20 protein-coding genes and 1 pseudogene are annotated in these 24,018 nt (G+C 66.8%); 12 read left to right on the forward strand and 9 right to left on the reverse strand.

The window, feature by feature from the left end; all coding sequences use genetic code 11:
- Nucleotides 1-92 precede the first annotated feature (92 nt).
- From AWC27_RS17660 to AWC27_RS17685, 6 genes are all read left to right on the forward strand, one after another.
- Complete coding sequence (locus AWC27_RS17660) at nucleotides 93-1,352, forward strand: 5-(carboxyamino)imidazole ribonucleotide synthase (RefSeq protein ID WP_085671679.1); 1,260 nt, start codon at nucleotides 93-95, stop codon at nucleotides 1,350-1,352.
- Entirely contained in the window at nucleotides 1,345-1,857 is a 513-nt protein-coding gene (purE, locus tag AWC27_RS17665) for a 5-(carboxyamino)imidazole ribonucleotide mutase (protein WP_085671680.1), read from the forward strand. The genes AWC27_RS17660 and purE overlap by 8 nt, the downstream gene beginning before the upstream one ends.
- A gap of 23 nt (nucleotides 1,858-1,880) precedes the next feature.
- Complete coding sequence (locus AWC27_RS17670) at nucleotides 1,881-3,050, forward strand: acyl-CoA dehydrogenase (RefSeq protein ID WP_083111152.1); 1,170 nt, start codon at nucleotides 1,881-1,883, stop codon at nucleotides 3,048-3,050.
- Between the two features lie 211 nt (nucleotides 3,051-3,261).
- Complete coding sequence (locus AWC27_RS17675) at nucleotides 3,262-4,437, forward strand: PP2C family protein-serine/threonine phosphatase (protein WP_085671712.1); 1,176 nt, start codon at nucleotides 3,262-3,264, stop codon at nucleotides 4,435-4,437.
- Between the two features lie 71 nt (nucleotides 4,438-4,508).
- Nucleotides 4,509-6,032, forward strand: coding sequence for a sensor histidine kinase (locus tag AWC27_RS17680; protein ID WP_085671713.1), 1,524 nt, complete (start codon nucleotides 4,509-4,511; stop codon nucleotides 6,030-6,032).
- Nucleotides 6,007-6,453 (forward strand): response regulator, encoded by a 447-nt coding sequence (locus AWC27_RS17685; protein WP_085671681.1) that lies wholly within the window; start codon nucleotides 6,007-6,009, stop codon nucleotides 6,451-6,453. Before AWC27_RS17680 ends, AWC27_RS17685 begins: the two co-directional genes overlap by 26 nt.
- On the opposite strand, the gene AWC27_RS17690 is transcribed toward AWC27_RS17685, so the two are convergent.
- The 3 genes from AWC27_RS17690 to AWC27_RS17700 form a co-directional block, all read right to left on the reverse strand.
- Nucleotides 6,420-8,597, reverse strand: a complete 2,178-nt coding sequence (locus tag AWC27_RS17690) for a SulP family inorganic anion transporter (protein ID WP_085671682.1) — start codon at nucleotides 8,595-8,597, stop codon at nucleotides 6,420-6,422. The genes AWC27_RS17685 and AWC27_RS17690 overlap by 34 nt on opposite strands.
- A 232-nt stretch (nucleotides 8,598-8,829) precedes the next feature.
- Complete coding sequence (locus AWC27_RS17695; RefSeq protein WP_085671683.1) at nucleotides 8,830-10,014, reverse strand: CoA transferase; 1,185 nt, start codon at nucleotides 10,012-10,014, stop codon at nucleotides 8,830-8,832.
- On the reverse strand, nucleotides 9,983-10,954 hold the full coding sequence (locus AWC27_RS17700) for a class I SAM-dependent methyltransferase (protein ID WP_085671684.1): 972 nt from the start codon (nucleotides 10,952-10,954) through the stop codon (nucleotides 9,983-9,985). The genes AWC27_RS17695 and AWC27_RS17700 overlap by 32 nt, the downstream gene beginning before the upstream one ends.
- 131 nt (nucleotides 10,955-11,085) lie before the next feature.
- Here AWC27_RS17700 and AWC27_RS17705 point away from each other — a divergent pair, with 131 nt between their 5' ends.
- The gene (locus tag AWC27_RS17705) at nucleotides 11,086-11,775 is read left to right on the forward strand and encodes a cation efflux transmembrane domain-containing protein (RefSeq protein WP_085671685.1); all 690 of its coding nucleotides are present in this window, start codon (nucleotides 11,086-11,088) and stop codon (nucleotides 11,773-11,775) included.
- A gap of 21 nt (nucleotides 11,776-11,796) precedes the next feature.
- Here AWC27_RS17705 and AWC27_RS17710 read toward each other — a convergent pair.
- Nucleotides 11,797-12,610: pseudogene (locus tag AWC27_RS17710) on the reverse strand (oxidoreductase); the annotation flags it as partial.
- Nucleotides 12,611-13,043: 433 nt separating this feature from the next.
- On the opposite strand from AWC27_RS17710, the gene AWC27_RS17715 reads away from it, so the two are divergent.
- Nucleotides 13,044-14,444, forward strand: a complete 1,401-nt coding sequence (locus AWC27_RS17715) for a PPE family protein, SVP subgroup (RefSeq protein WP_085671686.1) — start codon at nucleotides 13,044-13,046, stop codon at nucleotides 14,442-14,444.
- A gap of 47 nt (nucleotides 14,445-14,491) precedes the next feature.
- The gene (locus AWC27_RS32810; RefSeq protein ID WP_085671687.1) at nucleotides 14,492-15,850 is read left to right on the forward strand and encodes a PPE family protein; all 1,359 of its coding nucleotides are present in this window, start codon (nucleotides 14,492-14,494) and stop codon (nucleotides 15,848-15,850) included.
- Between the two features lies 1 nt (nucleotide 15,851).
- On the opposite strand, the gene AWC27_RS31230 is transcribed toward AWC27_RS32810, so the two are convergent.
- The 5 genes from AWC27_RS31230 to AWC27_RS17740 form a co-directional block, all read right to left on the reverse strand.
- Nucleotides 15,852-15,992 (reverse strand): hypothetical protein, encoded by a 141-nt coding sequence (locus AWC27_RS31230; protein WP_169726816.1) that lies wholly within the window; start codon nucleotides 15,990-15,992, stop codon nucleotides 15,852-15,854.
- 192 nt (nucleotides 15,993-16,184) lie between these two features.
- Nucleotides 16,185-18,359, reverse strand: a complete 2,175-nt coding sequence (gene ctpC, locus AWC27_RS17725) for a manganese-exporting P-type ATPase CtpC (protein ID WP_085671688.1) — start codon at nucleotides 18,357-18,359, stop codon at nucleotides 16,185-16,187.
- A gap of 9 nt (nucleotides 18,360-18,368) precedes the next feature.
- Nucleotides 18,369-18,650 carry a DUF1490 family protein gene (locus AWC27_RS17730; RefSeq protein ID WP_083111144.1) on the reverse strand — a complete coding sequence of 94 codons (282 nt, stop codon included), beginning with the start codon at nucleotides 18,648-18,650 and terminating at the stop codon, nucleotides 18,369-18,371.
- A gap of 161 nt (nucleotides 18,651-18,811) precedes the next feature.
- Nucleotides 18,812-19,531 carry a TIGR03089 family protein gene (locus AWC27_RS17735; RefSeq protein ID WP_211281657.1) on the reverse strand — a complete coding sequence of 240 codons (720 nt, stop codon included), beginning with the start codon at nucleotides 19,529-19,531 and terminating at the stop codon, nucleotides 18,812-18,814.
- Nucleotides 19,519-21,015 carry an LCP family protein gene (locus tag AWC27_RS17740; RefSeq protein WP_372516894.1) on the reverse strand — a complete coding sequence of 499 codons (1,497 nt, stop codon included), beginning with the start codon at nucleotides 21,013-21,015 and terminating at the stop codon, nucleotides 19,519-19,521. The genes AWC27_RS17735 and AWC27_RS17740 overlap by 13 nt, the downstream gene beginning before the upstream one ends.
- 64 nt (nucleotides 21,016-21,079) lie before the next feature.
- Here AWC27_RS17740 and rfbD point away from each other — a divergent pair, with 64 nt between their 5' ends.
- Genes rfbD through manB form a run of 3 tightly spaced genes read left to right on the forward strand, consistent with a single transcriptional unit; the run spans nucleotide 21,080 to nucleotide 23,982 of the window.
- On the forward strand, nucleotides 21,080-21,997 hold the full coding sequence (gene rfbD, locus AWC27_RS17745; RefSeq protein WP_085671689.1) for a dTDP-4-dehydrorhamnose reductase: 918 nt from the start codon (nucleotides 21,080-21,082) through the stop codon (nucleotides 21,995-21,997).
- Nucleotides 21,969-22,901, forward strand: coding sequence for a glycosyltransferase family 2 protein (locus AWC27_RS17750; protein ID WP_139837062.1), 933 nt, complete (start codon nucleotides 21,969-21,971; stop codon nucleotides 22,899-22,901). The genes rfbD and AWC27_RS17750 overlap by 29 nt, the downstream gene beginning before the upstream one ends.
- A 1-nt stretch (nucleotide 22,902) precedes the next feature.
- Nucleotides 22,903-23,982, forward strand: coding sequence for a mannose-1-phosphate guanylyltransferase (manB, locus tag AWC27_RS17755; RefSeq protein ID WP_085671691.1), 1,080 nt, complete (start codon nucleotides 22,903-22,905; stop codon nucleotides 23,980-23,982).
- Nucleotides 23,983-24,018 lie beyond the last annotated feature (36 nt).

Here is a 24,018-nt window from a genome sequence, read left to right on the forward strand (position 1 = left end):
CAGTGTACGGATCTCCGCGAAATGAACGCAAAATCGTACATAACGATTTAGTGCAATAGCCGGTAAACACGCCGGTCAGGCGCCGTGACAACATGATGGCCGTGCCGAGTTCACGCACCCCCCTTGTGGCCATGGTCGGTGGCGGTCAACTTGCCCGGATGACCCATCAGGCGGCCATCGCGCTGGGGCAGAACCTGCGCGTGTTGGCTAATGCCGCCGACGAGCCGGCCGCGTTGGTAACCCCCAATGTGGTGATCGGCTCGCACACCGATTTGGAAGACCTGCGCCGGGTTGCCGCCGGGGCCGCCGCGCTGACCTTCGACCACGAGCACGTTCCGGCCGAGCTGCTGGAGAAGCTGGTTGCCGAGGGCGTCAACGTACTGCCGCCGCCGCAGGCGCTGATTCACGCCCAGGACAAGCTCGTCATGCGGCGCCGGCTAGCGGCCCTGGGTGCCCCCGTGCCGCGCTACGCCGGCGTCGAGAGCCTCGATGACCTCGACGACTTCGTGGCCGGCCTGGATATCGCTGAGGACGCGCCACTGGTGGTCAAGGCGGTCCGCGGCGGTTATGACGGCCGGGGGGTGCGGATGGCACGTGATCTGGCGCACGCCCGCGAGGTTGCCGGTGAGTATCTGGCCGGCGGGGTGCCGGTACTGGTCGAGGAGCGGGTGCCGCTGCGTCGCGAGCTTTCGGCGCTGGTGGCGCGCTCGCCGTTCGGCCAGGGTGCGGCGTGGCCGGTGGTGGAGACGGTGCAGCGCGACGGCATCTGCGTGCAGGTGATCGCACCGGCGCCGGAGTTGTCTGCGGACATGGCGGCGGCTGCCCAGCAGCTGGCACTGCGGTTGGCGGCCGAACTCGGTGTTGTCGGGGTGCTCGCGGTTGAGCTGTTCGAGACTCCCGAGGGCAGACTGCTGGTGAACGAACTCGCGATGCGCCCGCACAACTCTGGGCACTGGACTATGGACGGGGCCCGGACCAGCCAGTTCGAGCAGCACTTACGCGCGGTGCTGGACTATCCGCTCGGCGAAACCGACGCCATAGCGCCGGTGACGGTGATGGCCAACGTGCTGGGCGCCGCGGAGCAGCCGGCGATGTCGGTTGACGAGCGGCTGCACCATCTTTTCGCGCGGATGCCCGATGCCCGGGTGCACCTGTACGCCAAGGCCGAACGCCCGGGTCGCAAGGTCGGACACATCAACTTCGTCGGCAGCGACCTGACTAAGCTGCGGGAACGCGCCGAGCTGGCGGCGTACTGGCTAGCTCATGGGCAGTGGCGCGCCGGCGACGATGCAGAGCAAAGCGATGTGGAGGAGCGGCGCAAAATGCCTGACGGATGGGATGTGCATGACTAACCCGAGGGTCGCCGTGATCATGGGCAGCGACAGTGACTGGTCGGTGATGGCCGACGCGGCCACTGCGCTGGCTGAGTTCGGCATCGCGCATGAGGTGCGGGTCGTTTCGGCGCATCGCACGCCGGCGGTGATGTTCGATTACGCCCGCAGCGCCGCCGAGCGCGGCATCGAGGTGATCATCGCCGGTGCCGGCGGTGCCGCGCACCTGCCCGGAATGGTCGCCTCGGCGACGCCGCTGCCGGTGATCGGGGTGCCGGTGCCGCTGGCCCGGCTCGACGGCCTGGATTCGCTGCTGTCGATCGTGCAGATGCCGGCCGGGGTTCCGGTGGCCACGGTGTCGATCGGCGGCGCCCGCAATGCCGGGCTGCTCGCGGTGCGGATGCTGGGCTCGTCGGACTTGGAACTGCGGGCCCGGATCGTGGCGTTCCAAGATCAGCTGGCCGAGACCGTGGCGGCCAAGGATGCGGCGTTACAGCAGCTGCACGGTAAAGTTACCGGCGAGTAGCAAGGAAACTAGGAGGCCGAGAGATGGCTGGATGGGCCGGAAATCCGTCGTTCGATCTGTTCCAATTGCCCGAGGAGCACCAGGAGTTGCGGGCCGCGATCCGGGCGCTGGCGGAAAAGGAGATCGCCCCGCATGCCGCCGATGTCGACGAGAACTCCCGGTTCCCGCAAGAGGCGCTGGATGCGCTGAACGCATCGGGCTTCAATGCGGTGCACGTGCCCGAGGAATACGGCGGCCAGGGTGCGGACTCGGTGGCGGCGTGCATCGTCATCGAAGAGGTCGCCCGCGTCGATGCCTCGGCCTCGTTGATTCCCGCGGTGAACAAGCTCGGCACCATGGGCCTGATCCTGCGCGGCTCCGACGATCTGAAGAAGCAGGTGCTCCCGCAGGTCGCCGACGGCACCGCGATGGCTTCCTATGCGCTGAGCGAGCGTGAGGCGGGTTCGGACGCGGCGTCGATGCGCACCCGCGCCAAGGCCGAGGGCGACGAGTGGATTCTCAACGGCGCCAAATGCTGGATCACCAACGGCGGCAAGTCCTCCTGGTACACCGTGATGGCCGTGACCGACCCCGACAAGGGCGCCAACGGCATCTCGGCGTTCATGGTGCACAAGGACGACGAGGGCTTCGTCGTCGGACCCAAGGAACGCAAGCTGGGCATCAAGGGCTCGCCCACCACGGAGTTGTATTTCGAGAACTGCCGGATCCCCGGCGACCGGATCATCGGGGAGCCGGGCACCGGGTTCAAGACGGCGCTGGCCACGCTCGACCACACCCGCCCCACCATCGGCGCCCAAGCCGTCGGCATCGCCCAGGGCGCGCTGGACGCCGCGATCGCCTACACCAAGGACCGCAAGCAATTCGCGCAATCGATCAGCAGTTTCCAGGCGGTGCAGTTCATGATCGCCGACATGGCGATGAAGGTGGAGTCCGCCCGGTTGATGGTCTACTCCGCAGCCGCCCGCGCCGAGCGCGGGGAAGGAAACCTCGGCTTCATATCAGCGGCATCGAAGTGTTTGGCCTCCGACGTGGCGATGGAAGTCACCACCGACGCCGTCCAGCTGTTCGGCGGTGCCGGCTACACCGTCGACTTCCCGGTCGAGCGGATGATGCGCGACGCCAAGATCACCCAGATCTACGAGGGCACCAATCAGATCCAGCGCGTGGTGATGTCGCGGGCGTTGCTACGCTGACGTTTACTGGCTGCGAGCAGTTTCCTCAACTGTCCGAAAAGATCAGCCCCACCGCATACGATCCAGATCAGGCTTTAGGACGAAGGCCACGCGGTCGGCAGCCAGTTCGGGGTGGAAAACGCAACGCGTTGGGCTAAAGCCTGCTGCCCAGGGGGTGTGAGGTGAGGCATATAGGCCTGGGTGCGCCCCCTTTTGCGACGGGGACGTGACCATGCTTGGGCCGACGGCGACATGGCAGTCGTTGTCGTTGCTGTTGGTCGAGGACGATCGGGCCGACGCGGTGCTGGTCGAGGACTTGGTCGCCGACGCCGCCGCCGACACGAAGGTGGTCTGGGCGCAGTCGATGGCTCACGCCGAGCGTGAGCTGGCCGCTGCCCGCCCCGACTGTGTGCTGCTTGATCTGCACCTGCCTGACGCCAACGGGTTCGACGCGCTGGACCGCATCGCCAGCTACGACCCCACCGTCCCGATAGTCGTGTTGACCGGACTGAACGACGAATACTTCGGTGCTTCGGCGGTTGCGGCCGGAGCCCAGGACTATCTGGTCAAGGGTCGCGTCGAGCCTGAAATGCTGCGGCGCGCGCTGCTGTATGCGATCGAACGCAAACGTGCCGAGCTCATCGCCGCCGACCTGCACGCCAGCCAGATCCGCGCCCGGGAGAACGCACTGCTGGAACGCGGACTACTGCCGTCGCCGCTACTACTGGACAACCCGGGTGTCGACATCGTGGCCCGATACCGGCCCAGTCGCGAAGACGCGTTGCTGTGCGGGGATTTCTATGACGTCGTCCAGGCGCCCGATCAAGTCGTGCATGTGCTGATCGGCGACGTCGCCGGGCACGGGCCCAACGAGGCTGCCCTGGGTGCGGCACTGCGAATCGCCTGGCGCGCACTGACATTGGCCGGCGTGCGGGGTAACGAGCTGATGTGGCAGCTGGAGCGGATCCTGCGTGCCGAACGCAGCGGTAGCGGGATCTTCGCGACGGTGATCAGCCTGGCAATCGATGCCGACAGCCCACGGATGACGGCTGTGCGTGCCGGCCACCCGGGGATGCTGGTCCACGGCCCGGACAGCGTGGAGTGGCTCGAGCCGCCGGCCGGGCCCGCCCTGGGCCTCCACGCCGACGACTGGCCGCACACCGAGTTCGAGCTGCCCGCCGGGCATGGTCTGCTACTGCTCACCGACGGGCTCTTCGAGGGATATTCGGGGCGGGCCAACAAGCGCCTGGGTGAGGACGGCCTGCTCGCGCTGGCCCGCACGCACGTGGCGTTGCCCGGTCCGGAATTCGTCGACGCCCTCATCGACGGAGCCCAACGGCTCGCGCAGGCGCGCGGCGGGCTCACCGATGACATCGCCGTGCTGCGCGTCGAGCGGACCACCGGGTGAGCGCTTTTTTCCGCACGCCGCGGGGGCTGGAGCTCACCGTACGGGGATGGCAAGCCCTGGTGCTGTCGGTGATGGGCGTGGTCGTGCTCGCCGGAGCGATCGCGGGTGCGGTGTTGCTCAATCGCACCGACGAGCTGTCGCGGGGGCTGCGCGATGACGTCCAGCCCTCCCGGGTGTTGGCCAGTCGATTGCAGTCCGCGCTGCGTGACCAGGAGACCGGGGTCCGGGGTTACCTGATTGCCGCCGATCCGCAGTTCCTCACCCCGTACTACGACGGGCAGCGTGCCGAGCAGGCGGCCGCCGCCGAAATGCGGCAGCGGCTGAGTCACCGGCCCGACCTCCTCGCGGATCTGGACGAGATCGAAACGGTCGCCGCCGCCTGGCGGACCACCTTCGCCGAGCCGGTCATCGCAAGCGTGATCCCGGATTCACCCGCGGTGGTCGGCGGCGAGGTGGTGGCGCGCGGCAAAGCCCAATTCGACCATTTACGTAAGCTTTTCGAGGTGCAGAACGCGCGGCTGGGTGCCGCGCGAGACGGTGCCGCCCACGACCTGGAGCGCATGAATGATTGGCGCGACCGGGTGCTGGGCTCGATGGTGCTGGTGTTCATCGTGACCGCGGCGCTGTTGGGTCTGTTGGTTCGGCGAGCGGTCACCAAGCCGCTGGCAGCGCTGGCCGAGGCCTGCCAGCGCATCACCGAAGGCAATTTCGACGAACGAATCACGCCGCCCCGCAGGCCCAAAGACATCCGGGCCATGGCTGTCGACGTGGAGAACATGCGGCAGCGGATCGTGCAAGAGCTGGAAACCTCGCGCGAGGCCCGGGAACTGTTGGACGAGCAGGCAATCGAATTGCGGCGGTCCAACGCCGAACTCGAGCAGTTCGCATATGTGGCGTCTCATGATCTACAGGAGCCACTGCGCAAGGTCGCCTCCTTCTGCCAGCTGCTGGAGAAGCGGTACGGCGACCAACTCGACGATCGGGGTCTGGAATACATCGGTTTCGCGGTCGATGGAGCCAAGCGCATGCAGGTGCTGATCAACGACCTGCTCAGCTTCTCCAGGGTCGGGCGCCTGGGCGCCAAGTACACCGAGGTCAACCTCGACACAGCGCTGGACACTGCGGTGGCCAACCTCGATGCCGCCATCGAGGAATCAGGTGCCGAGGTGGTGTACGGCCAGCGGCTCCCGCAGGTGATGGGGGACCCGACCTTGCTGACGATGCTGTGGCAGAACCTGATTGGCAATGCCGTGAAGTTTCGGCACAAGGATCGCCCGCCCCGTATCGTTATCGACTGTCAGCAGGGTAGCGGTGACCGCGACGGCCTCTGGTTGATCAGTGTGTCCGACAACGGCATCGGCATCGGGCACGAGTTCGTCGACAAGGTCTTCATCATCTTCCAGCGCCTGCATGGGCGGGAGACCTACAGCGGCACGGGCCTGGGTCTGGCGTTGTGCAAGAAGATCGTTGAGAACCATGGCGGCCACATCTGGATCGATACGTCCTACACCGACGGGACCCGGTTCGAATTCACGCTTCCCACTGCCTTAACAGAAAAGGAGCCCACACATGACAGCGCCCGGTCGCGCAATTGACATCCTGCTAGTCGAAGACGACCCAGGAGATGAGCTCATCACGCGAGAAGCGTTCGAGCACAACAAGCTCAACAACAGGCTGCATGTAGCGCGCGACGGGGAGGAGGGGCTGAATTATCTGTACCAGCGCGGCTCGTATGAGCACGCGCCGCGCCCGGACCTGATCCTGCTCGACTTGAACCTGCCGAAATACGATGGCCGGCAGTTACTTCAGAAGATCAAGTCGGATCCCGACCTCAGTCGCATCCCGGTGGTGGTGCTGACTACCTCCTCGGCGGAGGAGGACATTCTGCGTAGCTACAAGCTGCACGCCAATGCCTACGTCACCAAACCGGTTGACCTGGATCAGTTCATGAACGCGGTGCGCCAGATCGACGAGTTCTTCCTTCAGGTCGTCCGGCTGCCAACCAGCCCGTCCTGATTCACCTCGTGCACGTGCACGGTTGCGAAATCGAAGAACATACCGACCACCTGTACCGCACCGGACGCCACGGCGGGCACCAAAATCTTGTTCCGGGCAAGCCTTTCCACTTGCACGGCCACGTTCACGATCGCCAGCCGGTCCACTTCGCTGAAGCCGTTGGCGCTTTCCAGGGCCGGATGATGGTCGAGGTATGCGGTCAGGCTGTCGCCGGCGTGTTCGAGCCACCGGCTCATCGGGCCCAACCTTGCCGTGTTGTCCAGCAGCGCCTTCATCGCGCGGCACGATGAATGTCCGCAAACCACAACCGAAGTGACGCCGAGCTGGTTGACGGCGAAGTCGAGTGCGGCGTCCACTGAGCTTTCGCCCGGATCGATCGGCACCAGGTTGCCCACGTTGCGGACGATGTAGAGGTCACCGGGACGGCTGGCCGTGATGACGTCCGGCAGGATCCGGGAATCGGCACAAGTGAGGAACACCGTGTCGGGGTTTGTCGGATCGATCAGCTCGGGCACATGGTGGTGTAGCGCACCGTTGCGGTGATATTCCTTGACCCCGTGCAGGATTGAGGCGTCGGCCGCATCGCCGTTATTGTCGCGGCGCGACGGCCAGGGCGCTTCCCGCAGCGACCGGGATATGAAGTGACGCTTCGGCGGGCTGCTGTGCGCGCTGACCAGATTGGCCGGCGATGTCTCGTTGATGGTCACCGTTGCGCCGGTGGCCTCGTGGCTGGTTTTCCAATCGGAGATCGCCTCGGAAACGGAGTGGTCGATGTAGTCCGCGTTCAGGTTCACCGTGACATCCGAGCCCTTCGGCAGCGTGGAAAGCACGTTGGTCAGCCGGGGCAGCAGTAAGAAGCTCAGGGTGCCGTCGATATCGACTCGCCACTGTTTGGCCTCTTCGCCCACCGGCCTGGCCTCGATGGGTGCGCGCACCACCCGGATCAACAGGAACGCGATCGCGATGGCCAGACCTATTGCCACGCCTTCCAGCAGATTGAGGAACACCACGCACACGATGGTTACCGCGTAGATCACGAAATTGCCGGTGCGCCAAGCGAGTTTGATATGGGCCAGCTTGATGAGCTGGACACCGACGACGATGAGCAGGCCGGCCAGGGCGGCCTTGGGGATGAGTTCGACCAGGTTGGTGAATAGCGACGCGAACAGCAACACCCAGACGCCGTGCAGTATCGCCGACATCCGGGTGCGGGCGCCGGCGGCAACGTTGGCCGAGCTGCGCACGATGACGCCGGTGATCGGCAGGCCGCCAAGTAAGCCCGACAACATGTTGGCGCTGCCCTGTCCGATCATCTCGCGGTTGAAGTTGGTGCGCGGACCGTTGTGCAGTTTGTCGACACCCACCGCGCACAGCAGCGACTCGACACTGGCGATCAGCGCGATGGTGAGGACCCCGATGACGATCGCGCTGATCTCCTGACTCCATGGCTGGCCGTCAGGAGTCTTGTCAGCGATGTGGGGCAGGCTGATGGCGTCGAAGAAGTTGCCCGACAGGTTGATGCGCTCCACGTCGAGTCCGACGAACTTGGCCAGCGCGGTGGCCGCCACGATGGCCACCAGCGCGCCGGGAATCATGCGCAGCTTGGGCGGCAGCTTCGACCAGAGCAGCAGGATGACGATCACCGTCCCGCCGACGATCACTTCGTGCAGTTCGTGATGCAGGATGCCGTTGGGCAACGCCACGATGTTCTGCCACGCGGAGCTGCGCGAGGTACCGCCGACCAGCACGTGTATCTGCTGCAGCGCGATCGTGATGCCGATGCCGGCGAGCATGGCGTGCACCACGACCGGAGCGATGGCCAGTGCGGCGCGAGCCATCCGGCTGACGCCGAACAGGATCTGCAGGGCGCCCGCCGCGATGGTCATCAAGCACAGCATCTGCCAGCCCAGCTGGTCGATCAGCCCGGCGACGACCACGGTGAGGCCCGCTGCCGGACCGCTGACCTGAACCGACGACCCACCGAGCGTCCCCGCGACGATGCCACCTACCACCGCGGCGATCAGTCCGGCGACGAGCGGCGCCCCCGAGGCGATCGCGATGCCCAGCGAAAGGGGCAGCGCGACCAGAAAGACCACCAGCGACGCGGGAAAGTCATGCCGCAGGTTCGTGACAACCGTGCTCATTTTTGGACTCCTCGGAGCCGGGTCAAACGGTCTTCGGCGGAGATCGGCTTGCGTGTCAATCAAGTGTCCACCGAGCGTCGGAAGGGAGATAGGCCTCATTTTTTGAGCCGACAATGCATGCTTGCCGCAAAAGTCATATGAAGAAATCCTCCGTGCTGCATTCGTCCATCCGGCGAACCCAGCGGCAATTCATCGCCAATTCAAAGAAAAACCATGCGGTCGTGGCGAGAAATCAGGATTCGACCAGAAATGCGTCATTGTGCTGGCCGACCGCCGGCGGAGGGTCGGTGACCGCAGCGCTGAAGCTCGAGTAACGCGCCGGCGTACGAATCACCGTGACCGCATTCTCGCCGCTGCCCACTTCAAGCGCGAGGTCGTTCTCGGCGAACAGCGGGGTCGCCACCACCTGCTTCCAGGTGTAGGCCAGGCAGGCCATCAGACCGCCCTCGTGCAGCAGCTCGACCCATTCGGCGGCGGTCTTGGCCGCCAGGGCCGATTCCAGTTCGTCGGTCAACTCCGGGTAGTTGAGTGCACGGGCCCGCTGGTCGCTGAATCGCTCGTCTTTGAGCAGGTCGGGGCGGCCGATGATGTCACAGAGCTTCGCCCAGTGCTTGGGCACATAGGCGCTGATGACCAGGTAGCCGTCGGCGGCCCGGAACGCGTCTGATGGCTGAGTGGCGAAGCCAACGCTCTTGCGCCCCTTGGGTTTTGGTGGCCCGCCCGGCTTGGGCTGATCGCTGCTCGGCCGGTTCAGGTGCATGGTCAGCTGGTTGGCCTGCAGGCTGACGGCGACGTCGTACATAGCGACCCGGACGATGTCGGCCACCCCGTGGCGCTCGCGGTTGAGCAGCGCGGCCAGCACCGCCTGGGCCAGCACGTGGCCGCTGGCGTTGTCGACCAGCTGGAACGGAATGATCTGCGGTTTGCCGTCCGGCGTGGGCATGCCGGTGGTCATGCCCGCCTCGGCGGCCACCATCAGGTCCACGCCCGGCCGGCTGCCGTGTGGGCCGTTGCCGCCGTAGGCCGACAGGCGGGCATAGATCAGCTTGGGGTTGCGGGCGCGCAACTCGTCGGGGCCCAGGCCCATCCGCTCCATCACGCCCGGCCGAAACCCCTCCAGCACCACGTCGGCAGTGTCGGCCAGCCGCAGGATCTGCCGTTTGGCCGCATCGGTGGTCAGATCCACCGCGACCGATTTCTTGCCCCGGTTGTTGGGCAGGAAGTAGGTGGCCAGCGGCGGCCGTCCGGGTAGCACCGAGGTGATCTGCCGCGCCGCTTCACCACCGGGCGCTTCGATCTTGATGACTTCGGCGCCGAGGTCGGCCAGGATTTGCCCGGCCAGCGGCCCTGCCACGTTCTGGGTGAAGTCGAGTACCCGAAACCCGTCAAGTGGCTTGGCGGCGTTGTCGTTCGGCATGGGGGTGGGCCTTTCCTGTACACGCTGTGCAGAAGTAGTTCTCGGCGAAGAGGGCTTCCTCGGGGGTGGCGCCGACGGCGGCATGCGGCCGGAATCCGTTGTCCACCAACAGCTTATTTATCGGGGTGCGCTGCACCAGCCAACCCCGGTCGGCAAGGTAGCCGGCCACGTCGTTGCGTACACCGGGGAAGCCCAGCTCTTGAATGCCGATGTTGAGGCCGTGGTCATACCAGCGTTGGTAGATGGCGTCGAAGAGCTCCCGGCTGGCCGGTGCGCTGAAAAAGACCTCGGCGATCAACTGGCTGCCGTCGGCGCTGAGTTCGGTGATGTTGTCCAGCAGCCGGTCCTGCGCTTGCGGCGGCAGGTAGCCGAAGAGTCCCTCTGCGGCCCAGGCGGTGGGCTGGCCGGTATCGAACCCGGCCTGGCGCAGCGCGGACGGCCAGTCGTGACGCAGATCGATCGGTACGCCGCGGACGTCGGCCGTGGGGGCGGCACCGAGACCGGCCAGTGCTGCGGTCTTGAATTCGACGACCTTGGGTACGTCGATCTCGAAGACCGTGGTCCCGGCCGCCCACGGCAGCCGGTACCCGCGCGCATCGAGACCCGCGGCCAGCAGTACCACTTGGCGGATGTCGTCTTGCTGGGCTGATTGTTGGCACTGGGCGAAGAACGCGTCGATGAAACGAGTGCGGGCGGCCTGCTGATCGGTCATGCGCTGCATGCCCCAGGGCGCATCGGCGATGTCGACGTCGGCAGAATCCAGTTCGCCGCTGGCCCAGCGGATGAAGAAGTCGATGCCGACCGCGCGGACCAACGGCTCGGCGAACGGGTCGTCGATCAGGGCCGCCCGGTTGGCGCGGGCGCGCCCGGCGGCAACCATGGTGGCAGTGGCGCCCACGCTGGACGCGATGTCCCAGGTGTCGTTGTCGGTACGCACCATTGCGATCCCCTCGACGATTACTGCTTAGACAGATTAACCACACCCGGTACCCGCTTCCTGACGGCTCTGCGCCACACCCCCTGAACTGGCGCAACCGGCACGCGGCCGGACTTGCCCTTAACATCGTCGGGATGGAATCCGGGATTGAGACGGCCACCACGGCAACCGCCTGTTGTGACCATTCGGCGACCGAGGCTCCGGCACCGCCGGCACGGGACGGCGTTTGGCACCGCAATGCGCGCTGGGCGCATCGGCTGGCGTGGCTCAGCCTGGCCGTCATGCTCTCCGAAGGCGCGATCGGCATCTGGCAGGGCCTGGCGGTCGGCTCGGTGGCATTGACCGGCTGGGCGCTAGGCGGGGGGGCCGAGGCCCTGGCCAGCGCCATGGTGGTGTGGCGGTTCAGTGGCGAACGCACCCTGTCCGAACATGCCGAGCAGCGCGCCCAACGAGGCGTTGCGGTGTCGTTCTGGCTCACCGCGCCCTACATCGCCGCCGAATCGATTCGCTACCTGGCCAACGAGCATCACGCCGAAACGTCGGTGATCGGTATCGCCCTGACCGCCGGCGCACTGGTGCTGATGCCGATCCTGGGCCGGGTCAAGCACGGGCTGGCCATGCGGCTGGGTTCGGCGGCGACCAAGGGCGAAGGCACCCAGAACTATCTGTGTGCCGCCCAGGCCGGTGCGGTGCTGGTCGGCCTGGCGGTGACCGCGTGCTGGTCCGGCGGCTGGTGGGTTGACCCGGCGATCGGGCTGGGCATCGCCGGCTTCGCGATCTGGCAGGGCGTGCGGGCCTGGCGTGGTCTCGACTGCGGCTGCTGACTGTCGAATCGCATCCTCGCGTCACAGACCGCGCTTGCGTCGGTATGAGGTGGTGCCGTTGCGACGAAGCATCGCGAGCGTGGTGGCGACGCGTCCGCGATTGAGGTCGGGTTTCAAACCTGCCCCCACGCGATGCAATTGGTCGGTGTGCCAGGAGAGTTCGAGTATCCCGTCGAGCGATTTTAGGGTGGCGAAGCTGCCGAGGATTCGTCCCATCCCGTATCGCGGTTGATGTGTGGCAAGGGTTTCGGCGCGCCCGGCCAGGATCACATCGGCGGCGTCGGTGATTGTCGCGGCAGGCCGGGCCAGGCCGACGACGTCGCACTCCCCGGATTCCACGGCTTCTTGCATCGCCGCGCGGGAACGGAAACCGCCTGTGACCGCTAGCGGGATGTCGCCGGCGAGGCTGCGGACCGTGCGGGCGTACTGCAGGGAATAGGCTTCGCGCGGCTCGGGTGCTGTCGGTGCCTCGGCCCATCATGGCGGGCTTTTCGTAGCTGCCACCGCTGATCTCGATGAGGTCGAGACCCTCCTGCGCCAATGCCGCAACCACCCCGCGGGATTCGTCTTCGGTGAATCCGCCTCGCTGAAAATCGGCCGAGTTGAGTTTGATGCCAACGGCAAAACCTGGTGATACCCGCGCACGGATGCGGCGCACGACTTCGAGTACAAAGCGCATCCGACGGTGCGGGTCGCCACCCCACTCATCGTTGCGCCGATTGCATAACGGCGACAGGAATTGCGCTATCAGATATCCATGAGCGCTGTGTATCTGTACGCCGTCAAACCCCGCCGTCTCGCATATCCCGGCAGCGCTCGCGAAACGCTGCATCAGGCGACTGCTGGGTCGGATTCCGCGGCCTCCTCGGCGTTGCGGGTGCCGCCTTGGCGATGGCCTTTTTCAGCACCTCGTAGGTGGTCACCCCGGCGATCCGGACAACAGAGAGGTTTGAGCGATGGCGGCATACGGCCTGCTAGCGAAGGCGGCATCCACGGTGATCACCAGCGCTGATGCTCGTTAGGCTAACATATAAATATTGCAATAATTCTATAGATAGCTCGGTTGTGTGGCCGCGGAGGTCCATGCCCTGGACTCGCGCCCGACCGCGTTGGCGGACAACATATGCGCGAGCTATGTCTTGAACGCGCTGGCGGGCACGAGGTGCGCGGGCGATGTACCGTTGGCTCTTCGGTGATTTCGTCGTCGGGCGCCAGCACCACGAGCGGGGCGATAAGTTCGCCCAGGGTGCCTCGAGGAGCAACGAGCCATGGATTTCGGGAGCTATCCGCCGGAGGTCAACTCGGCCCGTATGTATTCCGGGGCCGGGTCAGGACCGTTGTCGGCCGCGGCCGAGGCGTGGGCTGCGCTCGCCGCCGGACTGCATTCGGCGGCGAATTCGTACCAATCGGTGGTATCGACCTTGACCGCTGGTCCCTGGTTGGGACCGTCGTCGGCGTCGATGAGCGCGGCGGCCGCGTCATATGCGGTGTGGTTGCGAGTCACCGCCGCACAGGCCGAGGAAACCTCCGCTGCGGCCAAAGCCGCTGCCGCTGCCTACCAAACCGCGTTTTCGGCGACGGTTCCGCCGCCGATGGTGGCGGCCAACCGCAGTCAGCTGATGACCCTGGTCGCGACCAATGTGTTCGGAATAAACACCCAGGCGATCGCGGCCACCGACGCACAGTACGGGGAGATGTGGGCCCAGGACGCCGCGGCGATGCACGGCTACGCAGCCTCGTCAGCCGCGGCGACGGCGCTGACGCCGTTCAACCCACCCCCGCCGACCACTAACCCGAGCGGCTTGGCCAACCAGGCCACCGCCGGCCAGGCCACCATCGCGGAGAGCACCGTCCAGCGAGCCTTCACCGCGGTGCCCAGCGCGCTGCAGAGCGCGGCGGCCCCGGCAGCGGCCGTGGACGACCCATTGTTCCTGCTGTCCCTGCTGGCCGATCTGTCCGCCATTACCTTCGGCGTATCCGCAGGAATCGCTACCCTTGGTGTCGGCGTGCCTGCCGGTGTGCTCGGGGTGGTGAATCTTCCGGTGGCCGTCTACAGCACCCTGGTGGGTCTACACAGCGACGAGATCCTCAGCTTCTTGGACGGCGTGGAACCCTATCCGGGCTCGGAGCTGGCGCCAGTGAAGCCGTTGCCGGCGTCGCTGCTCAACCTGCCGGCGGGCACGGTGCCGCCGTCGAGGGTGTCAGCCGGTCTGGGTGAGGCAAACACCATTGGGGCGTTATCCGTGCCACCGACGTGGACCGTCGCCACCCCGTCGGTGCGCCCCGTCTCGTTCACGCTGCCGGCGCTGAGTGAAACCGCAGTCCAGGCCGCTGCCGGACCGGCGGAAGCCAGCTCGGACAGCATGCTCGGCCAGATGGCACTGGCGGGACTGGCCGGACGAGCCATGGCCGGGACCGTCGGCGCCGGCAGGGGCCGGGGTGGCGGAAAGGCCGCCGATAAAGCACACGCGCCCGCTCGCGCCAGAACTGCGGCGACCGCCGGTGACATCGCGCCGCCCGGCGAAAACGGCGAGGCGCCCAGCGACAAGCCTCGTGCTGTGGTCACCGGAGTCGCGGCCGAGCTACGTGAATTCAGCAAGCTTCGCGACGAGGGGATTTTGACTGACGAGGAATACACCGAGCAAAAGAACCGCCTGCTCGGTCGCTGAACCCCCAGTCGGGCGAATGCAACAGTTGTCGAGAGGTATGTGCAGCAGTGGATTTCGGCATCTATCCACCGGAGATCAACTCCGGTCGGATGTATACCGGCCCGGGACCGGGGCCGATGCTGGCCGCTGCGCAGGCCTGGGAAGGCGTAGCCGACGAGCTCTACACGGCGATCTCCGGATACCGGTCGGTCGTGTCCGAACTCACCGAAGGGGCTTGGTCGGGTCCGTCCTCCGCGGCGATGAGCACAACGGCCGGGTCCTACGTGGAGTGGCTGAGCGCCACAGCTGCGCGGGCGGACCAGACCGCCGCCCAAGCATGGACGGCGGCCGCCGCTTACGAGGCGGCGTTCGCATCCACGGTGCCGCCACCCGAGATCGCCGCCAACCGCAGCCTGCTGGCGGTGCTGGTGGTGACCAACCTTTTGGGACAGAACACGCCGGCGATCGCGGCCGCCGAGGCGCTTTACGCCGAGATGTGGGCGCAGGACAGCCTGGCGATGTACAACTACGCAGCTTCAGCGGCAGCCGCGTCGGTGCTGACTCCCTTTACCCCTCCGCACCAGAACACCGACCCGGGCGGGACGGCCGGCCAAGCCGCCGCGATCAGCCAGATCGGCACCCTCGCCGGCACCGCGCAAGCTGCCATATCGGTTGTGCCGCAGGCCTTGTCGGCAATGGCGGTACCGGTCGAGCTCGAATTCTTGGCGCTGTTGCTCGATCTCCTTTTCATTGCGCCAATCGACGCATCGGCCCTTTTCGCGGTCATACCGGCAGACGTGATTGGTACATTCGGGGATTTCCCTCTCGCCGCGTTGACCGCTGTTTCCGGTGTCGATGACGATGAGACCGTCAGCGCCTGGGACGGGGTAGAGCCCTGGCCGGGGACCGGATCGGCACCGGTAGAGCCGTTTGTGGCGCGCCTTGCGAACCTGCCCCCTGGCGGTATTCTCACGCCGACGTTTTCAGCCTCTCTCGGCCAGGCGAACATGGTCGGGAAATTGACGGTGCCCGCGAGCTGGACCCAAATCGCCACTGCTGCAACCGAGATACGCCCGACCGCACTGGCCGCACCGCTGTCGAGCGAGAACGCGGCAGCGGAGCCGGCAACCGAATTCGGCGCGGCAAACACGTTGAACCAGATAGGAATTGGCGGAATGGTCGGACAGGCGATGGCCGACCTGCCGGCTGCCGCGAACCAGAAGAACGTCGTGCCGGCGCGGTTCACCGGTCGCACCGAGGATGCACAGGCCGAGGACGTCGAGGTATTGCCCGCGCCGCGGACCGTCATGACCGGCGTCGCCGCCGCGATCCGTGACATCGCCGTACAGCGCGCCGCTGGACTGCTGAGCGAACAGGAATACGCCGAGCAAAAGAAGATCCTGCTCGAAATCTCGTTCGGCCAGTAGATCAGTCGGCGGTCGACAGCGCGGTGCCGTCCAGGATGTCGTTTTCGCTGACGGTCAACTCCTCGGTGCCGCCCCTGCGACTCCGACGAACCACCGCCGTTCTGAAGCCCAGCGCATTGTCGGCCAGTGGAATCTGCCCCACATGCGGTCACAACACGCGGCGAACCGAGCTCCACTGACCCAGATGCCGCTAGGGCCATAGGCACCGATGTCGTTATCTATCTGCTGCAAAACCATTTCGGGAGTAGAACAGGCGATAGCGAAAGGCGGTGCAACACTAACGGCAATTCGGTGTCGGATACTCATGCGCGGTGCGGCTGCTGAACGCTAAACCTCAGGCCAGGCGATAGCGGATCAGCCGGGAACTGTTGGCCACCACTGCGACCGACGAGGCGTTGTGCAGGATCGCGGCCAGCACGGGCGAGAGCGCGCCGCCAGCGCCGATCAGCAAGCCCGCCGCGTTGACCGCGATCGACATGCCGTAGTTCTCCCGGATGACGTCCACCGCTCGCGACCCCAGATCCCGCACGTCGAGCAGGCGATGCAGGTCGTCGTTGGCCAGCGCGACGTCGGCGGTTTCGACCGCGACGTCGGTTCCGGCCAGGCCCATGGCGATGCCGATGTCGGCCGCGGCCAATGCGGGCGCGTCGTTGATGCCGTCGCCGACCATCCCGACGACATGCCCGTCGTCCTGCAGCTCGCGCACCACCTCGAGCTTGTCCTCGGGCATGACCTCGGCGCGCCATTCGTCGATGCCCAGTTCCTCAGCGACGACCTTGGCGATGTCGGGATGGTCGCCGGTGAGCATGACGATGCGGCGAACCCCGCTGGCGCGCAGCTGGGTGAGTACCTCGGCCGCCTCGGGCCGTACCTCGTCGCGCAAGCTGATCAGCCCGACCAGCGTGCCGTCCACCGCCAGCAGCAGCGGAGTCTCGGCCTCGGCGCGCAACCGGTCGACCCACTCCTGGGCCTTCTTGGTGACCTTCACCTTCTCCGAGCGCAGCAGCGACGGGCTGCCCAGCAGCAGGGTGCGCCCGTCGGCCCAGGTGCGCATGCCCAGTCCGACGAGGACTTCGCATTCCTCGTGCGGCGGGATGCTGATGTGGCGCTCCTCGGTCGAGCGGATCACCGCTTCGGCCAGCGGGTGCCGAGAGTGGATCTCCGAGCTGGCGGCGTAGGCCAGCACCTGCTCTGGCTCCCAATCCTTATGCATGGCAACGATATTGGTGACTATCGGGCGTCCGACGGTCAACGTTCCCGTCTTGTCGAACACGATCGCGTCGACCCGGCCCGCCTGTTCGAGGTGCGATCCGCCCTTGATCAGGATGCCGCGCCGCGCGCCGTTGCCGATCGCCGCGCTGATCGCGGTCGGTGTGGACAGACCCACCGCGCACGGGCAGGCGATCAGCAGCATGGTCATCGCCCGCCGAACGTCGCCGGTGAGCAACAGGGTGATGCCCGAGACGATGAACGACGTTGGCACGAAGCGGCGGGAGAAGTTCTCGCCGACGGTCTGGATCGGGGCCCGATCGTGTTGCGCCTCTTCGACTCGGGTGATGATGCGCCCGATCGTGGTCTGGTTGCCGACGGCCGTGGCACGCACCACCAGTCGTCCGCGCTCGACCACCGAACCGGCGTGCACGTGGGCTCCGACGGCGACGCTGACCGGCAGGTTCTCCCCGGTGATCGCGGATTGGTTGACCACCGCCTCGCCCTCGACCACCTCACCGTCGACCGGGATGGCGACGTGGTCGTGGATCACCACCTCGTCGCCGATCTGCATGGTGTCGATCGGGACCTGCACTTCGGTGCCATCGGTCAGGCGGACCCAGGCCGTGTCCTGGTTGCCGCGCAGCAACTCCGAGATGGCGCGCCGCGTCCGCCGCAGCGTCAGATCCTGCAGGTACTCGCCGATGTTGAGCAGCCACAGCACGGTCAGCGCGACCACGTTCTCACGCAGGATGAGGCTGGCTACCGTCGCCGCCGAGACGAGCGCGTCGGTACCGAGCTTGCCGGACCCCACCGAGCGCAGGGCGCCGCGCAGGAACGGGTAGCCGGTGAAGATGGTGACGCCGGTGGCCACCAGCCGGCCGCTCGGACCCAGCAGCGGCGGCCGGGCGAACACATAACGCCGCACTCCGAGCAGGGCCAGCGCCGCGCCGCCGATGACCATGCGCAGCACGTCGGTGTTGCGAATCTCAGACGAATGCGGCGCGCGTGCCGGGATCAGTTCGGCCGCAACATGTGCGGCCGAACCGATGGCCTGCAAAACCTCCGAGCGGTCGCAGCGCTTGGGTGAATACCAGACGACCACCGAGCCGGTGCGCGGATAGGCGTGCACGGCGCGCACACCATTCTGCTTGGCGACGGCTTCTTCCACCGCCACCGCACGCCTGGAGTTGGCGCGCACCCAGTCCACCAGAACCCGCATGCGCCCGGCCGCATCGGAAACCACTACCAGGGTGGGATCATCGGCCGGCGCGACCTCTTTGACAATCGCGAGGGTCATGGGCAGCGATCAGTGGTCGTGGTCGTGGACTTCGCTGACGGCAGGGGTGGGTGCCTCCTCGCCGATGCGCTCGCGGGCTTCGGCCACCACGTCGGCGATTTTGAGCCGGGCCGACTCGGCGGCTTCTTCGGCCTTGCGGGTGCCGCGCAGGCTCAGTTCTGCGGCCGATACGGCGGTCTCGCGCAACGGTGCCTTCTTCGCGGCCTTGCGCAACACCTCGTACGCAGTGACCCCGGCCAATCCGGTGATCACCGTTGTTGCCGCCTTCGCCAAGAGCACCTGCACCGCCATTGCCCAAACCTTCCGCTGTGATTGATTGCTTTCGGTCGACGCTAACATCTAAATATCGCGATATCAACATGTATTGCCATGGGTGTGGCGAACGGGCCCAAGTTCGCAGCAAAACGTCCTGTTGCGGGCGGGTCGTGCCGCTGCGCGGTGCCAGAAGCGTACTAGAAGGTGCGGGTGACCTTTTCCGTATCGATCTTGCGTGCCACGGTGTTTGGGTCGGGGTTGGCCACGTAGACCAGCGAGGCTCCGACGGCCAGCACCGCCAGCAGGCCGTCCACCAACTCGTCGGGCGTGGCCCATGACGCACTGGAAAGGACTCGATCCTGCGGCGTCAAACCCTTTGCCGCGGCGGCTGATTCGCAGTCGGCCAGGATCTGTTCGGCGGACCGGCCGGCCAGTGCCGGGCCGGGGTTTTGTTCGGGGATGATCTGGTCGCCGTGCACCCGCACCGCGGTGGCGTAGTCGGTGACCCCGATGGGCAGGTCCGGCACCGGCTTGCCGAAGGGGTCCAGCGACAGCACCGCGACTTCACCGCTGAGGCCTACCGCGGTGTCGGCCTCCGCCAACCTCTCAGCGGTGCACAAGGCGATATCCGCGGTGCCGTCCAGAACCGCCTCGGCGCCGACCCACCACACGCCGAACAGCACCGCCGCTGTCTGCCAATGCGCCGGCAACAAGATCGCGACCCGGCTGACCGGCCCGGCGCCCAGCTCGTCACGCAGTAGGTTTGCGGTCTTGGCGGCCCAGTTGGCCAGGGTCACGGCCGACAGCTCGATGCGTTCGCCGGTTGCATCGTCGTAGTAGGTGATGCGCGGGCCAACCGGGTCCGTGCGCAGCATCGGATCCAGGATCGCCCCGGCGAGCGTGTTCAGTTGATGCACTCGGGTTTGTCGGCCCCGGCGGTCAGGATCGGCGACGGCGGGGGAGCGGTGCCATTAGCGTCATTTGCGCCCCCGTTGGAGCCGGCGTTCGACGCGCGGGCCGGGGTGACCTGGCCGTTCATGCCGCCGCCGTCGAGCCCGGAGCCCGGACCGGTGTAGTCGTTGGCCAGCACCACCCGCACCGACCCCGCCGGTAGCGACGCGTCGGCCACGACCGGCAACCCGCCGAGCTGCTTGGCGACCTCCTGTGCGCCCAGGTCGTCGGTCTTGGCGACGCGCACCTGGCTCTTCTTGACGTGGCCGGCGTCGTTGTTGCCCACGTCACCAGAAGCAAAACCCTTGGCGGACAGCACGTTCGACACCGCGGCCGCCAGTCCGTTGATGTCGGTGTCGTTGGCCACGTTGACCGTCGTCTTGGCGGGTGTGTAGGCCAGCTCGTCGGTCTTGCCCTCGGACTGCTCATGCAGCAGGCCGGCCACCCAGTCCTGAACCTGATGCGGATCCACCCGCACCACACTTTGCATGCCGTCGTCGCTCCAGCCGGAGCCGTCGAGCACTGGAATGGTGGCGAACGCCACGTTGCCGCCGGCTAGCTGCTGCAGCTGCTTGACGAAATCCAGGATGTCCCAACCCGAGGAGATCACCACCGAGCGCTGCACGGCCTGTTCCAGGCGCTTGAGGGTGGCAGGGCTGGACAGCGTCTTGCCTGAGATGACGCGGTGAGCCAGCGAGGCCATCACCGCCTGCTGACGCACCACCCGGTCCAGGTCGCCGCGTGGCAGTTCGTGGCGCTGACGGACGAAGCTGAGCGCCTGAGGGCCGTTGAGCTTCTGGCGCCCGGCGGGAAAGTCCGCACCCGAAAGCGGTTCGTAGACTGCGTCTTTGAGGCACACGTCGACGCCACCGAGCGCGTCGGCGATCAGCGCGAAGCCGAGCAGGCCGATCTCGGCGTAGTGGTCGACGGTGACGCCGGTGAGGTCGGCGACCGTCTTGATCAGCGCGGTGCGTCCGGCCTCGGTGCCGGCCGTCGCGGCTTCGGCGGCCGAAGCGCCGGCCTGGACCAGACTGGTTCGCTTGATCTCCCGGGTTTGGCCGTAGACCCCGTTGATCTTGGTCTTGCCCAGGCCGGGGGCGGCGACGTAGGAGTCGCGCGGAATGGAGATCGCCGTGGCCGACTTCCCGTTGTTGGGGATGCGGATCAGGATGATCGTGTCGGTGTTGGTGGCTTCTTCGTCGCCGGCCCGCAAAGTGGCCAGTTCCTCGGCGGTCAATGGGTTGCCGTGCGCGTCGGTCCGGCTGTCCAGGCCCACCAGCAGAATGTCGATGGCGCCGTCGTCGGCGCCGTGGCCCAGCGAGGGCGAGGACATGTGGAAGATGCCGTCCTCGAAGGAGCGCACGTTAGTCCATGCGAGTCCGGTGCCGAGGACGATCACGACGGCCAGCGCGGTTGCGACCACACGAGTCACACGTTGAACAGGCATCACTGTAGATTACTTGTGTAACACCCGCTTTCTGGGTAGCGGTTCTCGGCGTGCCAGACTCGAACGCATGTCGGGCAGGCTCGTGATCACCGGTGCCGGCGGCCAGTTGGGCCGCCATTTGTCGGCGCTGGCCGCTCGTACCGGCCGCGACGTGCTGGCCAGCACTTCCTCCCAGTGGGATATCACCGACCCGGAGGCGGCCAGCGCCAACATCCGAAACGGCGATGTAGTGGTCAATTGCGCGGCGTACACCAACGTCGACGGCGCCGAGAGTGACGAAGCGCGCGCCTACGCGGTCAACGCGACCGGTCCGGAGAACCTCGCCCGGGCCTGCGCCAGAGCCGGAGCCCGGTTGCTGCACGTGTCTACCGACTACGTCTTCAATGGCGACTTCGGCGGCTTGACCGAAGGTGGTGCACCGCGGCCCTACGAGCCCACCGATGCCACCGCACCGCAGGGCGTGTACGCGCGCAGCAAACTCGCAGGTGAGCAGGCGGTTTTGGCAGCGCTGCCGCAGGCCGTCGTGGTGCGCACGGCCTGGGTGTACACCGGCGGTGCCGGCAACGACTTCGTCGCCGTCATGCAGCGGCTGGCCACCAAAGACGACCCGATCGATGTGGTGAACGACCAAACCGGCTCGCCCACCTACGTCGGCGACCTGGCGGCAGGGCTGCTGCAGTTGGCCGACACCGATATCCAGGGCCGCCTGCTGCATGCCGCCAACGAGGGCGCCGTCTCCCGGTTCGACCAGGCCCGCGCGGTTTTCGAAGAAAGCGGCGCCGACCCGCAGCGGGTTCGGCCCGTGCCCAGCACTCGATTTCCCCGGCCCGCGCCGCGGCCGAGCTATTCGGCGCTATCCGGTAAGTCCTGGGCCGCGGCCGGCCTGACGCCGCTAAGGCCCTGGCGCCCTGCACTTGTCGCGGCGCTCGCGGCGGCTTCGTCGCGAGACGGGTCTGATGGACCGGTACCCTCTACGCGTGGCTGACGTCCTGCCGGTCGTAGCGGTGACCTACTCGCCGGGCCCGCACCTGGAGCGGTTCCTGGCCTCGTTGTCGCTGGCCACCGAGCGACCGGTGAGCGTTCTACTGGCCGATAACGGCTCCACCGACGGAACGCCGGAGGCCGCCGTCGAGCGCTACCCCAACGTGCGGTTGCTGCCGACGGGAGCCAACCTCGGCTACGGCACCGCGGTGAATCGCACGGTGGCCCAGCTTTCCGACCGGCTTTCAGAGGAGGACGAAGCCTGGCTCGACGACTGGGTGATCGTGGCCAACCCAGACGTGCAGTGGGGACCGGGCAGCATCGACGCCCTGCTGGACGCGGCCGCACGCTGGCCCCGGGCGGGCGCGCTGGGCCCGCTGATCCGCGATCCCGACGGCTCGGTGTACCCGTCGGCGCGGCATCTGCCCAGCCTGGTCCGCGGCAGCATGCACGCGGTGCTGGGGCCGCTGTGGCCGAACAATCCATGGACTGCGGCTTACCGACAGGAGCGCCTGGAACCCAGCGAACGGCCGGTGGGCTGGCTGTCAGGTTCCTGCCTGCTGGTGCGCCGTTCGGCGTTCAACCAGATCGGTGGCTTCGACGAGCGGTACTTCATGTATATGGAGGACGTCGACCTCGGCGACCGGCTGGGCAAGGCCGGCTGGCTATCGGTGTATGTGCCCTCGGCTGAGGTCCTGCATCACAAGGGACATTCGACCGGCCGCGATCCGGCAAGTCATCTCGCCGCACATCACCGGAGTACCTATATCTTTTTGGCGGACCGCCACGCTGGTTGGTGGCGCGCCCCGCTGCGCTGGGTGCTGCGGGTGTCGCTGGCGGTGCGCTCCCGGCTGATGGTGCGCAGCTCGCGCCGGAGACTGCTGAAATTGGGAGAAGGGCGGCACTGAGTTGGTACCCAGCCAAGTCGATGCGGTGGTTTTGGTCGGCGGCAAGGGCACCCGGCTGCGGCCGCTGACCCTGTCGGCGCCCAAGCCGATGCTGCCGACGGCCGGGCTGCCGTTTCTCACCCACCTGCTATCGCGGATCGCGGCGGCCGGCATCGAGCACGTCGTGCTGGGCACGTCGTATCGGGCCGAGGTGTTCGAAGCGGAGTTCGGCGACGGCTCCAAGCTGGGTCTGCAGATCGACTATGTGACCGAGGAAACTCCGCTGGGGACCGGCGGCGGGATCGCCAACGTGGCCGAAAAGCTGCGCCACGACACCGTGATGGTGTTCAACGGCGACGTGCTCTCCGGTGCCGACCTGGGCCAGTTGCTGGAGTTCCACGAGTCGCACCACTCCGACGTCACGCTGCACCTGGTGCGGGTCGGCGACCCGCGGGCATTCGGCTGCGTACCCACCGACGACGCCGGTCGCGTGACGGCGTTTCTGGAGAAGACACAGGATCCGCCGACCGACCAGATCAACGCCGGCTGCTATGTGTTTCGCCGCGAGATCATTGACCGCATCCCGCGCGGCCGCGAGGTGTCGGTCGAACGCGAGGTTTTCCCCAACCTGCTCTCGGCCCACGACGTCAAGATTTGCGGCTATGTCGACTCCACGTATTGGCGCGACATGGGCACGCCGGAGGACTTCGTCCGCGGATCGTCGGATCTGGTGCGCGGCATCGCCCCCTCGCCGGCATTGCACGGCCACCGCGGCGAGCAGCTGGTGCACGACGGGGCGGCGGTGTCTCCGGGCGCGGTGCTCATCGGCGGCACGGTCGTCGGGCGCGGTGCCGAGATCGGCCCCGGCGTCCGGCTCGACGGCGCGGTCATCTTCGACGGCGTCAAGATCGAGGCCGGCAGTGTGATCGAGCGCTCGATCATCGGCTTCGGCGTCCGCATCGGTCCCCGGGCGCTGATCCGCGACGGCGTGATCGGCGACGGCGCCGACATCGGAGCGCGCTGCGAATTGCTGCGTGGCGCCCGGGTGTGGCCGGGCGTCTCCATTCCGGACGGCGGGATTCGGTATTCGTCCGACGTGTGAGCCGTCGCGAGTGTGACTGCAGCGTCGCGTTCGTGG

It is taken from the genome of Mycobacterium szulgai, from assembly GCF_002116635.1.
In the GTDB taxonomy this organism is placed as follows: Bacteria; Actinomycetota; Actinomycetes; order Mycobacteriales; family Mycobacteriaceae; genus Mycobacterium; species Mycobacterium szulgai.

What these genes read in the sequence shown, in the direction of transcription:
- AWC27_RS17680 (WP_085671713.1), top strand. Translation starts at nt 4,509, where the DNA reads ATGGGCGTGGTCGTGCTCGCCGGAGCGATCGCGGGTGCGGTGTTGCTC.
- rfbD (WP_085671689.1), top strand. Translation starts at nt 21,080, where the DNA reads ATGTCGGGCAGGCTCGTGATCACCGGTGCCGGCGGCCAGTTGGGCCGC.
- AWC27_RS17695 (WP_085671683.1), bottom strand. Translation starts at nt 10,014, where the DNA reads ATGCCGAACGACAACGCCGCCAAGCCACTTGACGGGTTTCGGGTACTC.
- purE (WP_085671680.1), top strand. Translation starts at nt 1,345, where the DNA reads ATGACTAACCCGAGGGTCGCCGTGATCATGGGCAGCGACAGTGACTGG.
- AWC27_RS17685 (WP_085671681.1), top strand. Translation starts at nt 6,007, where the DNA reads ATGACAGCGCCCGGTCGCGCAATTGACATCCTGCTAGTCGAAGACGAC.
- AWC27_RS17690 (WP_085671682.1), bottom strand. Translation starts at nt 8,597, where the DNA reads ATGAGCACGGTTGTCACGAACCTGCGGCATGACTTTCCCGCGTCGCTG.
- AWC27_RS17705 (WP_085671685.1), top strand. Translation starts at nt 11,086, where the DNA reads ATGGAATCCGGGATTGAGACGGCCACCACGGCAACCGCCTGTTGTGAC.
- AWC27_RS17670 (WP_083111152.1), top strand. Translation starts at nt 1,881, where the DNA reads ATGGCTGGATGGGCCGGAAATCCGTCGTTCGATCTGTTCCAATTGCCC.
- AWC27_RS17660 (WP_085671679.1), top strand. Translation starts at nt 93, where the DNA reads ATGATGGCCGTGCCGAGTTCACGCACCCCCCTTGTGGCCATGGTCGGT.
- AWC27_RS17675 (WP_085671712.1), top strand. Translation starts at nt 3,262, where the DNA reads ATGCTTGGGCCGACGGCGACATGGCAGTCGTTGTCGTTGCTGTTGGTC.
- AWC27_RS17700 (WP_085671684.1), bottom strand. Translation starts at nt 10,954, where the DNA reads ATGGTGCGTACCGACAACGACACCTGGGACATCGCGTCCAGCGTGGGC.
- ctpC (WP_085671688.1), bottom strand. Translation starts at nt 18,359, where the DNA reads ATGACCCTCGCGATTGTCAAAGAGGTCGCGCCGGCCGATGATCCCACC.
- AWC27_RS17730 (WP_083111144.1), bottom strand. Translation starts at nt 18,650, where the DNA reads ATGGCGGTGCAGGTGCTCTTGGCGAAGGCGGCAACAACGGTGATCACC.
- AWC27_RS17715 (WP_085671686.1), top strand. Translation starts at nt 13,044, where the DNA reads ATGGATTTCGGGAGCTATCCGCCGGAGGTCAACTCGGCCCGTATGTAT.
- AWC27_RS17750 (WP_139837062.1), top strand. Translation starts at nt 21,969, where the DNA reads ATGGACCGGTACCCTCTACGCGTGGCTGACGTCCTGCCGGTCGTAGCG.